A 12,825-nucleotide genomic window follows, 5' to 3' on the forward strand; every position below is an offset into this window, starting at 1 on the left:
GTCTGGAAGAGGCGCTATTATAGGACGACGGAAATCCTTGTGCAAGCGCTTTTTTCACATTAATCCGTGATATTCCATTGCGACAGCATCCACGCCATATTGAACGCATTTTCGGCGATGGCGTTATAGCGGCCCGATGCGCCGCCGTGGCCGGCGCCCATATTCGTTTTCAGCAGCAAGGGATTGCCATCCGTTTTATACGCGCGCAGCTTGGCCACATACTTGGCCGGTTCCCAGTACATGACCTGGCTGTCGTTGAGGCCCGTCGTCACCAGCATGGCCGGATAATTCTTGCGCGCAATGTTGTCGTAGGGCGAGTAGCTGAGCATGTAGTCGTAGGCCGCCTTCTGGTTCGGGTCGCCCCATTCCAGGTACTCGCCCGTGGTCAGGGGCAGGCTGGCGTCCATCATGGTGTTCATCACGTCGACGAACGGCACGGCCGCGTGCACGGCATGGAACAGCTCGGGGCGCATGTTGACGACGGCGCCCATCAGCAGGCCGCCCGCGCTGCCGCCCTGGATGATGAGGCGGTTCGGGCTCGTCCATTTTTCGCGCACCAGGTAGTCGGCGCTGTCGATGAAATCATTGAAGGTATTTTTCTTCTTCATCAGCATGCCGTCTTCATGCCACGCTTCGCCCATGTCCGTGCCGCCGCGGATATGCGCCTGCGCATAGATGACGCCCCGCTCCAGCAGGCTGATGCGGGACAGGCCAAAGCTCGCTTCCGTCGAGATGCCATACGAACCGTAGGAATACAGCAGCAGCGGCGCTGAACCGTCGAGCTTGACGCCTTTCTTGTAGACGATCCACAGCGGCACTTGCACGCCATCGCGCGCCGTCACCCACAGGCGCTGCGTCGTGTAGCGGCTGCCGTCGTAGCCGCCCACGATGGCTTGCTGCTTCAGTACCGTGCGCTTGCCGTCCTGCATGCTGACGTCGATGACGGTGGGCGGCGTGACGGGCGACTGGTAAGACATGCGAAATTGCGTAGCGGAAAATTCCGGTGTATCGGCCGCCGCGGCCAGGTAGACCGGATCGTCGAACTGCACGGTTTTCCAGTTCTTATGGGCGAAATCGTAGATGCGCGCGCGGTTCAGGGCGCGCGTCTTTTCCATCACCACCAGGTAGCCCTGGAAGGCGTCGATGGATTTAATGACGGTATCCTTGTCGTGCGGCACCAGCGTGGTCCAGTTTTTGGGCTGCGGCGCAGACAGCGGCGCGCTGACGACGCGGAAGTTCTTCGCCCCCTTGTTGGTGACGATATACAACTGGCCGTCGCGGTGTTCGATGCCATAGCGGTGGCCTTTTTCGCGCGGCAGCACGCTGCGGAAGCTGCCGTTCGGTGTGCTGGTCGGCAGCAGCAGCACTTCGCTGGTATCGGTGCTGCCGGAAGTGAGCACGAAGAAGCGCCGGTCGCGCGTGCGCTCCACCCCGATGGAAAACTGCTCCACCGGTTCGTGGTAGACCTGTTGCGGCGTACCGCCCAGGGCCAGGCGGAACAAGCGGTCCGAGCGCTTGGTGGTGGCGTCTTCCTGCGTCAGCATCAGGGTGGCATTGTCCGCCGCCCAGGCCAGCGAGGTAACTCGCGGCAGGCTGTCGGTCAGCAATTTACCCGTCTTCAAATCCTTGACGTGCAGCTCGTACTGACGGAAACCCGTCGTGTCGGTGGTGTAGGCCAGCAACTGCTCGTTCGGGCTGATGGCAAACGCGCGCACGGCAAAGAATTTCTGGCCTTCGGCCAGCTGGTTCTGGTCCAGCAGGATTTCCTCGGGCGCCTGCGCATCATAGGCGCCGCCGGCGCCGACGGGGCGGCGGCAATTGAGCGGATACTGCTTGCCCGCTTCCGTGCGCGTGTAATAGTAGAAATTGCCCAGGCGCGCAGGCACGGACAGGTCCACTTCCTGCATGCGGCCCTTGATCTCCGCATACACCTTGTCGGCCAGCGGCTGGATCGGGGCCGTGACGGCAGCCGTATAGGCGTTTTCCGCATTCAGGTAATCGATCACGGCAGGATCGGTCTTCTTTTGCAGCCAGCGGTAGTCGTCCGTGACGACGGTGCCGTGGCGCGTTTCCTGCCAGGCTGTCTTGGCGGCCACCGGTGCGGTAGCGAGGGGGGCGTCGGCGGCCAGCGCGGATGGCGCCAGCGTGGACAGCAGCAGGGCCGGCACGATGGATGAGCAGGCGGCCAGGCGGCGCAAGGCGTGATGTGCTGTAGACAAGGCAACTCCTTTAAATAGTTGTGTCAGGATTGTAATCTTGCCATTGGGAAAAGCAACCGCTGATCGCCGCCATCGGGTCCCGTGCGGTTCAACTTGCATCCTGGCCCATTTCCGGTAATACTGTATGCATGCACAGTATCTTGCCGCAATGAAGGCAAGCCGATCCGCCGCGAGGTGTTTTTTGATTCCATCTGCCCCTACACTTGCCGAAGCACCCGCCGTGCGCCGCTGGATCGCCCACCTGGACATGGATGCCTTCTTTGCTTCCGTGGAATTGCTGAAATATCCGGAATTGCGGGGCGAAGCCGTCGTCATCGGCGGCGGGCGCCTGCAGCAGCCCGTGCTGCAAGCCGACGGCACGCGGCAGTTTGCGCGCATGCGCGACTACGTGGGGCGCGGGGTCGTCACCACGTCCACCTATGCGGCGCGCGCGTTCGGCGTGTTTTCCGCCATGGGCATCATGAAGGCGGCCAAGCTGGCGCCCGACAGCATCCTGCTGCCCGCCGACTTCGAGGCGTACCGCGAATATTCGGCCCGCTTCAAGCAAGCCGTGGCCCATCTGTGTCCCGTCATCCAGAACGTGGGCATCGATGAAATCTATATCGACCTGACGGAACACGGCGAGCAGGCGCCGGCCATGGCGGCGCGGCTGAAGGCGGCCGTCTTCGAGGCGACGGGTTTGTCGTGCTCGATCGGCCTGGCGCCCAACAAATTGCTGGCGAAAATCTGTTCCGACCTGGAAAAACCCGACGGCTTGACCATATTGCAGCCCGAGGATATCGCAACGCGCGTGTGGCCCTTGCCGGCGAAAAAGATCAACGGCATCGGGCCGAAAGCCACGGCCAAGCTGGAAGCGCTGGGCATAGTCACCATCGGCCAGCTGGCGCAAGCCGACATGGCCATGCTGCGCACGCAGTTCGGCGACCTGTACACGGGCTGGCTGCGCCAGGCGGCGCTGGGCATCGACGAGCGTCCCGTGCAGACGAGCCGGGAAACCAAGTCCGTCAGCCGCGAAACGACGTTCGAGCGCGACTTGCAGGTGGTGCGCGACCGCGCCACCCTGTCGGAAAAGCTGGAAAGCCTGTGCACGCGCGTGGCGGGCGACCTGGACAAACAGTCGCTGGCGGGGCGCACGGTGGGCGTCAAGCTGCGCTTCGAGGATTTCAGCACCGTCACGCGCGACATTACCTTGCCCCGCGCCACGGCGGACGCGGCCGCCATCCTGCGTGCCAGCCGCGATTGCCTGCGGCGCGTGCCCTTTGAAAAGAAAATCCGCCTGCTGGGCGTGCGTATCTCGACCTTGTCCGATCCGGCCGTCGCGACGCGGCAGGCGCCGGCCCAGGCGGAGCTGTTTCCCGCCCTGTAGCGGCATTCCCCACGCATCAACAACACCGCGCCAGTCCGCGCTTTTGACGGCATTCCCGTGTCGAAAGTGTAGAATGGCGTTCCCCTGGCACTACTGAAACAAACGGAAGACAAAAACTATGTGGTTCAAGAATCTTCAGATTTACCGCCTGCCCGCACCATGGGCTTATACGCCAGAACAACTGGAAGAGGCCTTGTCCTCGAACAAATTTACGCCGGCGACCAGCATGGATCTGATGCGCCAGGGCTGGGATACGCCACGCCCGAACGGCGGCCTGGTCCACGTGGTCAACAAGCAGATGCTGATCTTGCTGGGCACGGAAAAGAAATTGCTGCCAGCGACCGTCATCAACCAGGTGGCCAAGGCCCGCGCTGCCGAGATGGAAGAAGCGCAAGGCTTTGCGCCTGGCAAGAAAGCCATGAAAGAATTGAAGGAACGCGTGGCCGACGAGCTGCTGCCGCGCGCCTTCAGCATCCGCAGCAACGTCTGGACGTGGATCGACCCCGTCAATGGCTGGCTGGTGGTCGATGCCGCCAGCCCGGCGAAAGCCGATGAAGTCATCAAGCTGCTGTTGAAAGCCGTGGATAAATTGCCGCTGGAAAGCCTGCGCGTGCAGCGCTCGCCCGTGGCGGTGATGACGGAATGGCTGCAGGCGGACGACGCGCCGGCCGGCTTCACGGTGGACATGGACACGGAATTGCGCGCCACGGGCGAAAGCAAGGCCACCGTGCGCTACGTGCGCCACACCCTGGAAGCGGACGACGTGCGCCGCCACATCGCGGCCGGCAAGCAGTGCACGCGCCTGGCCATGACGTGGAACGACAAGATCTCGTTCGTGCTGACGGAATCCCTGGCCATCAAGAGCGTCAAGCCGCTGGACGTGATCAAGGAAACGGAATCGAGCACGAAGAACGACGAAGAGCGTTTCGACGGCGACGTGATGCTGATGACGGGCGAGCTGAGCAAGCTGATGGCCGACGTGGTCGAAGCGCTGGGCGGCGAAGCGACGGCGTAAGCACGTCATGCAGTAACAAGAAAAGGAGCTGAGGCTCCTTTTTTTTCGCCTGCATAATGCGAGGAAGGGCGATGCGAGGAAGATAAAAAAAGCGCCTTGCACGGTGAAGTGCAAGGCGCTTTTCAGACAAGCTAATTTAGGACGTCAAATTAGAACTTGTAGTTGCCGGTGATGTAGAACGAACGCATCATTGGATCGGCGTAGCGTGGGTCGAAACCGATCTGGTGGCCCGACGAAGAGCGCAGCGACAGCGGTGGTGCACGGTCGAACAGGTTTTTGATGCCTGCGCGGATCGTGGTTTGCTTGTCAAAGGCGAAACGTGCTTGCCAGTCGAACGTGGTGTACGACGGAACTTGCAGGCGGAAGTTTTTCTCTTCTTTTTGGGCTGCCACGTCGTACACGGTAGCGGCAGCATCGGTGTAGCCGTTACGGTAGTTGACCGTGACCGTGTTGCTCAGGCGGCCCGTATCCAGGGTCGTCGTCAGCTTCATCAGGTTGCGGAACGTGACTTCGTTGGTGTCGCCGAAGAAGTTCATGTTGCTGGTGTAGATATTGTCGCTACCGGCTTTGGTGTAGTTAGCGTGCAACATGTGCGTACCGCTCAATTGGGCGGTCAGCTTGCCGAAGTCAAACTTGTGGTTGGCCGACAGATCCCAGTCGATACCACGGTATTCCTTCTTGCCGATGTTGACCGACAATTTCTTGAATGCGTAGTAGGTATTGCCGGTCGACGGTTCGATATATTGCGTGAAGCTCGTTGCGTACTTGACCGGATCGGCAAATGCTTGCTCTTCGGTGATTTCCGATACGGCATTGCGCAGTTTCACATCCCACAGGTCGGCGCCGAACGAGAAGGCCGCGCTAGGCTCGACACGGAAGCCCAGGGTGAACTGTTTCGATTTTTCCGATTGCAGGTCCGGATTGCCTTGCGATACGGCGTTGTATTGCGTCGCTTCTGCGCGGCACAGTGCGGTACCTGGGTATGGGCAGTCGAATTTCTTGGCAGTAAAGCCGGCGTTGACCAGTGGCTGGGCAATGTCCAGCATGCTTGGCGCCTTGAAGCCCGTGCCGTAGGAACCGCGGATCAGCACGGTTTGTACAGGCTGCCAGCGTGCCGATACCTTGTAGGTATTGGCGCTGTCTTTCTTGCCGACCGTTTTGTTGGTCAGCTTGTCATCGATCGCCTTGACGGCATCGTAACGGCCGCCAACGGTCATTTCAAACGACTTGGTCAGCGGTGCCAGCAACTCGACGAAGGCGCCGTAGGTATCGCGGCTCAAGTCGTAGGCAGGCGAGGTGTTGAAGTTGTAGATATCCTTCGACGTGCCGTTGCTGTCTGGCGACTGCTCATAGCGGTAGGTGCGGTAGTCACCACCGATACCCAGGCTGGCCTTGCCGCCTGGCAGGTCGAACAGTTCACGCGAACCGTGCGTGTCGACGCCGCGCATCGTGGTCGATGCGGTACGGATCGAACCGACGAATTGCGCGCCAGCGATTTGCGACTGGATGGCAGCCGATTGCTTGCTCGCAAACGGGTTGAATTCCGGATTGGCGATCATATCCTTGAACGCCTGGTTTTTCGCGTAGCCGCCCGTGTAGCGCTCGTCGATCGCGTTTTGCGACCAGGTCAGGCCGCTTTCGAAGTTCCATGCGCCCAGTTCGCCTTCCACACCAACGACCATGTGTTTGGTTTCGGTGATGGTGTTGCTGGCGCGCAGGCCGAAGTCCGTCGTACGGTAGTTGGCGGTGACCGATTTGACATCGGCGCGTTGCGCTGGCGTCAGGTATGGCGACACATAGGTGTTGTACAGCGCGCTGTCCTTGGCGATCGAAATCGGGATCGGATTGGCGGCGATACGCGCGGTCAGGTCGAAGCGCGAGTAGGCGACTTCAGCGAACGCGTTCAGGTTGTCGTTCAGCTTGTACGTGCCTTTGGTGAACAGGCTGTCGCGTTTCGATTGCGGTACGATTTCCACGGTGGAGCCGGTGTCGAAACCGCAAGCGCGTGCATTGCTGGTGGTCTTGTACGAGTTTTCTGGGCATCCGCCGTTCATCAACAGGTAAGGCGTGAATGCGGTCGACTTGCTATCCGGGTTGTTATAGGCAACGGTGGCGCCAGCTGGTGCAGCCGAGGTGCTGGTACGGTCCCAGAGGTAGTTCTTGCCGTTGCGGGCGAATTTCAGGTACGAGCTATCGGCGAACGTGCGATCGGTCGCTTTCAGTTTCGACTGCTCGTCGTGGCGGTACGAAATCAGCACGTTGAAACGGTCTTCTTCCAGGTCGCCGAAACCATAGGTGACGCTGGTATTCCAGGCGTTGCCGCCCTTGTCTTCCGGACCGCCGTAGGTGGCCTCCAGGGTGGCGCCTTGCTGGTTTTTCTTCAGGATGAAGTTGACTACGCCGGCGATGGCGTCCGAGCCGTACAGTGCCGAAGCGCCGTCGGTCAGGATCTCGACGCGCTCAACGGCGCTCATCGGGATGGCATTCAGGTTGACCGTGGTGCCGGAACCTTGTGGCGCGATACGGCGGCCGTTCAACAGCACCAGGGTGTAGGTTTCGCCAATGCCGTGCAGCGATGCACTGGTATTGCCGCCCGAATTCGAACCAGCGGCGACGGCGCCGATGGTGAAGCCTTGCATGGCAGGCAGGGCCTGGATCAGGTCGGCTACCGAAGTGGCGCCCGATTTGGCGATCGCTTCTTGCGACAGGCGCTGCACGGGCAAGGCGCCTTCGACAGCGATACGCTTGATACTCGAACCGGTGATTTCAACTTTTTGAATTGCTTCGTCCGCCATGGATTGGCCAGAGAACAAGACGCTACCTGCCAGTACGGTCAGGGCCAGGCGTACGCTGCGTACGCCGATTTTTTCTTTAAATGCCATTGTAACAATTACTCCGTAGTAGTTTTAATAACGACAAGCAGTACACGAGCACCGATGAAGCCATCGGATAGATGGCCAGCGGAGGCGTGTACGGTAGGCGGAACCACGTCGGTGGGAGGTGGAAGACTACTTAGCGCAATATTGTTATAAATGCACTTTTGACTTGTCGAGGCAAACATTATGTCGTCTCAGCAAGGAAAAATGCACCTCAACCGTGTCGGATTTGGCAATAAATTATGGATACAGAAGAATGTTCAATTTAATTGTTAAATGACAGTTTTATATTTATTGATATCGATGTTTTTAAAAATGTTTAATGGTGTTTTTTTACAACATAAAATTATTGTATTGGCAATTCGATGTTTTACCTACAATAATTCGATGAAAACTGTTGCCTCGCAGAATTTGTGACAGGTGAAAAAACGTAAAAAAAGCCCGTTGAAAACGGGCTTGTGGAATTGTGACGGCGCGTCAGTCAGGGCGTATGCCGGTCTGCCGTTTGCGCCCTGCCAGCTATTGGCTTACAAGGGCTGGAATACGCCGGCGGCGCGGTTCTTTTGCACATTGTCCCAGGCAAAGATCTGGCCATTCATGGCCACGTACACGCCGGCGGGCAAGGTTTGCGCCACGCCGCAGGCAAAGCCCAGGTTGAACAGGGCATCGGAGTTGTCGATTTCGTAGGGAATCATGGCGCCCGTCAAAATCACCGTTTGCTGCAGGTTGGCTGCGCCCAGCACTTGCGCCGTTTCGCGCATGGTATCGGTGCCGTGGATGATGACGATGGCTTTTTCCTGTGCCGCGCGGCACGAGGCCAGCACGCGCTGGCGGTCTGCATCCTGCATGTCGAGCGAGTCCAGCAGGGGCAATTGCTCCAGCGCCACGGGTGCCGTCATGCGTGCGCGGGCTATCGCTGCCGGCAAATGACTGTCGGAAAAGCCCAGGGTACCGTTCAATTCGTTGTAGTGCTTGTCGAAAGTGCCGCCAGTGGCGAGTATGCGCAAAGTCATGATGTGGTCACGATGTCAGTGGAGAATGACGCGCATGATATCGTGGATTGGCACCGTTGCGTGAATGGCGCTGCAGATGGGGACGTGCTTGTTGCCCCGCGCTTGCGCCGCATCTGGAAAATCCGGCCATCTGTGAGTACACTGGTTTCTTTGTTTGCCTATCGCCCCGACTCCGTATGAAAGCGCTCGCTCCCGGCACCGTCATTTTTCACCGCCACCGCGGCTACGGGGTGATCACGTCCGTCAATTTGCTGACGGGCTGGATCGCCGCCCGTTTCGGCAGCGAAGCGCGCACCCTGGACTTGAACCTGTCGACCGACGACGTGCAGTTTGCCGATGGCGAAGCAATCCTGTTTCGCCGCGCGCCGCCCGACCGCATGCCGCACGCGCGCCTGATGGCCATGGTGCGCGAGCTGCATCAGGCCGGTTACCAGAAACTGTATCTGTATTCCTGGCCGAAACCGTCGGGCCTGCACTGGCGCTGGCATTTGTTTACGGGGCCGCGCGACTGGATGCAGCGGCCCTGGCGCGAGGGGTGGTACGGTTCGGGCGCCGATTACAACGTCAACCCCGTGATGGGCTGGGGCGATACGCCGGGCGCCTCCACTGCTGAGCTGATCGATGCGCTGGCCCGTTTCGACCCGCAGGGGCTGGCGCAGGCGCTGGGGCGCGACGACGACCATAGCGAGTGGTTTGGCCGCGTCTGCGATGCCTTGTTGCCCGATTATATGTACAGCCTGGACATGCAGCGCAGCGACGGTGGCCCCTTGCCCGACATGCCGCCCGTGCCGGTGGTTGCCGTACGCGCCGGCGTGGCGCCGTATGCAGGGCCGCAGATCGCCTGGCCGCCCGGCTGGGCCGGCCTGTGGCGCGGCCGGCACGTGCTGCCCGCGCCGGCCATCGGCATCACGGGCGAGCCGGACCTGCTGAAGGGTTTTCAGCGCTCCTGAAACGCCTGACAAAACCGTTGTGCGCGCAGCAGGTTTGCTCAGGTGTTCTCCGGCGTTTGCCGCGCATGCTGCAGCACCTGGGGATTGAGCAGGCGCGTGCATTGGCCTTGCGCAAAATCGACGATGTTTTGCAAGGCGTAGCGGAAATACAGTTCATAACTGTCACGCTCGACGTAGCCCAGGTGTGGCGTGGCCAGCACGTTCGGCAGCAGCAGCAATGGCGAGCCGGGCGGCAGCGGCTCGTCCGTAAATACGTCCAGCGCGGCGGCGCCCGGGCGTCCCTGCGGCAGCGCCGCTTCCAGCGCGCCATCGGCGACCAGCTCGGCGCGGCTCGTGTTGACGAACAGGGACGTTGGTTTCATGCGCGCCAGGTCCTCGGCCGTTACCAGGCCCCGCGTGGCGTCGGACAGCCGCAGGTGCAAGGTCAGCACGTCGGCCTGTGCAAAAAATGCCTCGCGCGATACCGCTGCCGTATCGCCGGCCGCCACGGCCGCCGCGCGGCTCGCTTCGCTGCCCCACACGAGGATGCTCATGCCGAAGGCGCGGCCATAGCCGGCGATCAATTGCCCGATCTTGCCGTAGCCCCAGATCGCCAGGGTGCGCCCCTTGAGCACCGTGCCCAGGGTGTTGCGCGCCGGCTCCAGCGACGCCGTCTGCCACAGCCCTTCCTGTAAATGTTGCGCGTACGGCACGATCTTGCGCTGCGCCGCCATGATCAGCGCCCACGTCAGTTCGGCCGGCGCCGTGGGCGACCCGATGCCTTCCGCGATGGCGATGCCCAGTTCGTTGGCGGCCGGCACGTCGATGTGTCCGCTGACCTTGCCCGTTTGCGAAATCAGTTTCAGATTCGGCAGTTTCGACAGCAAGGCCCGGTTGAAACTGCTGCGTTCGCGGATCAGCACCAGCGCATCGAACGGCGCCAGGCGGATCGCCAGCTGGCCCAGGCCCCGCGCCGTATTGCTGAACACTTTGACCTCATGTCCATCGAGCAACTGAAAGCAATCGAGGCCGCGCACGGCATCCTGGTAATCATCGAGTATGGCAATTTTCATGGTGGATGGCCGATTTTAGTAAGGATTTGGTAGGGAAATAACAGGATACGGGAAATGCTGAATAGCCTACTACATTAGTCAAGCTATTCTCCTACATTTTTGCGAGAATAGCCGTTATGCGGGTGTACAATCGCCGGCACTTTTGAAGCTTCCTGATTATAGTTATAGCGCAAACTGTTCCTGCAACCTGGGTGCATGATCCAGGTAAACGACACCAGAGCCCTGTCCGCGTGAACACGCCGCCTGCAGTGAGCCGCAGCCACCTCTCGACGATGCTGCCTGTCTTGCCGGAACGACCAGAATTTCTTTTATTGGTATTGGAGGTAATATGAATCAGCCCGTCATGGGTGGCGTCGCCGCACTCAACGTCCCAGCTTATATTAAACAACAGAAACTGATCAACTGGGTGGCCGACATTGCCGCGCTGACCAAGCCGGACCGCATCTACTGGTGCGACGGCTCGCAAGAAGAGTACGAGCGCCTGTGCGCCGAGATGGTTGCCAGTGGCACCATGAAAAAACTGAATGCGGAAAAGCGCCCGAATTCCTACCTGGCCTGCTCCGACCCGAGCGACGTGGCCCGCGTCGAAGACCGTACCTATATCTGCTCGGCAACGAAAGAAGCGGCCGGCCCCACGAATAACTGGACCGAGCCTGGCGAGATGCGCCACACCCTGAACGGTCTGTTCGATGGCTGCATGCGCGGCCGTACCATGTATGTCGTGCCCTTCTCGATGGGCCCGCTGGGTTCGCCCATCGCGCACATCGGCGTGGAACTGTCCGATTCGCCGTATGTCGCCGTCAACATGAAGATCATGACCCGCATGGGCCGTGCCGTGTACGACGTGCTGGGCACCGACGGCGAGTTCGTGCCGTGCGTGCACAGCGTGGGCGCACCGTTGGCTGCCGGCCAGCAAGACGTGAAATGGCCGTGCAACAGCACCAAGTACATCGTGCATTTCCCGGAAACGCGTGAAATCTGGTCTTTCGGTTCGGGCTACGGCGGCAACGCCTTGCTGGGCAAGAAATGCTTCGCCCTGCGCATCGCCTCGAACATGGGCTACCAGGAAGCGCAAGCATCGGACAACAACCCGGGCTGGCTGGCCGAACACATGCTGATCCTCGGCGTGGAATCGCCGGAAGGCAAGAAGCACTACGTGGCGGCAGCGTTCCCGTCGGCTTGCGGCAAGACCAACTTCGCCATGCTGATTCCGCCGGCAAGTTTTAACGGCTGGAAAGTGACCACCATCGGCGACGATATCGCCTGGATCAAGCCGGGCGCCGATGGCCGCCTGTACGCGATCAACCCGGAAGCGGGCTACTTCGGCGTGGCGCCGGGCACGAACGAAAAGACCAATTACAACTGCATGGCGTCCATGCGCGACAACACGATTTTCACCAACGTGGCGCTGACGGACGACGGCGACGTGTGGTGGGAAGGCTTGACCAAGGAAGCGCCTAGCCATTTGATCGACTGGCAGGGCAAGGACTGGACGCCGGCGTCCGGCACCAAGGCTGCGCACCCGAACGCGCGCTTCACTGTTGCGGCAACGCAAAACCCAGTGATCGACGGCGCCTGGGACGATCCGGCCGGCGTGCCGATCTCGGCCTTCATCTTCGGTGGCCGCCGCTCCACCACCGTGCCGCTCGTCACGGAAGCGCGCAACTGGGTCGAAGGCGTCTACATGGCTGCCACCATGGGTTCCGAAACGACGGCGGCTGCCGTGGGCCAGATGGGCGTCGTACGCCGCGATCCATTTGCCATGCTGCCGTTTATCGGCTATAACATGAGCGATTACTTCCAGCACTGGCTGGACATGGGCGTCAAGGTAGGCAAAGTCAACCCGGCCGCCCTGCCGAAGATCTACTGCGTCAACTGGTTCCGTACGGACGAGGCAGGCAAGTTCGTCTGGCCTGGTTTTGGCGACAATATGCGCGTGCTGAAGTGGATGCTGGACCGCATCGAAGGCAAGGCCGGTGGCGTGGAAAACCTGTTCGGCACGACGCCGCAGTATGGCGACCTGAACTGGGATGGCTTGCCATTCACGCAGGAACAGTTCGACACCATCACCTCGATCGACAAGGCTGCATGGGTGGCAGAATTGAAATTGCATACGGAGTTGTTTGAAAAACTCGCGTATCATCTGCCGCAAGAATTGGCAGACAACAAGGCTGCGCTGGAAAAGCGGCTGGGTGCATAAGTAAGTGCGCATCAAGCAGCACCTGACCAGCCTAGCGCGCCGCGCAGCAGCTTGTCAGGTGTGGAGAGTTGTAGTGGGGGGAGAAACACGCCGGCAAAGACTGGCGTGCGATAAATGACACGCCGGCAATGACT

8 protein-coding genes are annotated in these 12,825 nt (G+C 60.4%); 4 read left to right on the top strand and 4 right to left on the bottom strand.

The window, feature by feature from the left end; translation table 11 throughout:
- Nucleotides 1-59 precede the first annotated feature (59 nt).
- Nucleotides 60-2,219, bottom strand: a complete 2,160-nt coding sequence (locus tag GCN75_RS09215) for a S9 family peptidase (protein ID WP_152282263.1) — start codon at nt 2,217-2,219, stop codon at nt 60-62.
- A gap of 181 nt (nt 2,220-2,400) precedes the next feature.
- Here GCN75_RS09215 and dinB point away from each other — a divergent pair, with 181 nt between their 5' ends.
- Together dinB and GCN75_RS09225 are read left to right on the top strand one after the other, a co-directional pair.
- Nucleotides 2,401-3,585: a DNA polymerase IV gene (gene dinB / locus GCN75_RS09220; protein ID WP_152282264.1), complete on the top strand. Its 1,185-nt coding sequence runs from the start codon at nt 2,401-2,403 to the stop codon at nt 3,583-3,585.
- Between the two features lie 118 nt (nt 3,586-3,703).
- Nucleotides 3,704-4,600: a recombination-associated protein RdgC gene (locus GCN75_RS09225; protein WP_034754435.1), complete on the top strand. Its 897-nt coding sequence runs from the start codon at nt 3,704-3,706 to the stop codon at nt 4,598-4,600.
- A 149-nt stretch (nt 4,601-4,749) separates the two neighbouring features.
- Here the strand turns inward: GCN75_RS09225 and GCN75_RS09230 are convergent, their stop codons facing one another.
- A complete protein-coding gene (locus GCN75_RS09230) occupies nt 4,750-7,482 on the bottom strand; it encodes a TonB-dependent receptor (RefSeq protein ID WP_152282265.1) in 2,733 nt (910 codons plus the stop codon).
- A 521-nt stretch (nt 7,483-8,003) separates the two neighbouring features.
- Nucleotides 8,004-8,489, bottom strand: a complete 486-nt coding sequence (locus GCN75_RS09235) for an asparaginase domain-containing protein (protein WP_034781194.1) — start codon at nt 8,487-8,489, stop codon at nt 8,004-8,006.
- Nucleotides 8,490-8,665: 176 nt separating this feature from the next.
- On the opposite strand from GCN75_RS09235, the gene GCN75_RS09240 reads away from it, so the two are divergent.
- Nucleotides 8,666-9,439 carry an L-asparaginase gene (locus tag GCN75_RS09240; RefSeq protein WP_152255926.1) on the top strand — a complete coding sequence of 258 codons (774 nt, stop codon included), beginning with the start codon at nt 8,666-8,668 and terminating at the stop codon, nt 9,437-9,439.
- A 38-nt stretch (nt 9,440-9,477) separates the two neighbouring features.
- On the opposite strand, the gene GCN75_RS09245 is transcribed toward GCN75_RS09240, so the two are convergent.
- The gene (locus GCN75_RS09245) at nt 9,478-10,491 is read right to left on the bottom strand and encodes a D-2-hydroxyacid dehydrogenase family protein (RefSeq protein WP_152282266.1); all 1,014 of its coding nucleotides are present in this window, start codon (nt 10,489-10,491) and stop codon (nt 9,478-9,480) included.
- 328 nt (nt 10,492-10,819) lie between these two features.
- Here GCN75_RS09245 and GCN75_RS09250 point away from each other — a divergent pair, with 328 nt between their 5' ends.
- The gene (locus GCN75_RS09250; protein WP_152282267.1) at nt 10,820-12,691 is read left to right on the top strand and encodes a phosphoenolpyruvate carboxykinase (GTP); all 1,872 of its coding nucleotides are present in this window, start codon (nt 10,820-10,822) and stop codon (nt 12,689-12,691) included.
- Nucleotides 12,692-12,825: the final 134 nt, after the last annotated feature.

Origin of the sequence: Janthinobacterium violaceinigrum, assembly GCF_009208555.1 — a bacterium.
In the GTDB taxonomy this organism is placed as follows: Bacteria; Pseudomonadota; Gammaproteobacteria; order Burkholderiales; family Burkholderiaceae_D; genus Janthinobacterium; species Janthinobacterium violaceinigrum.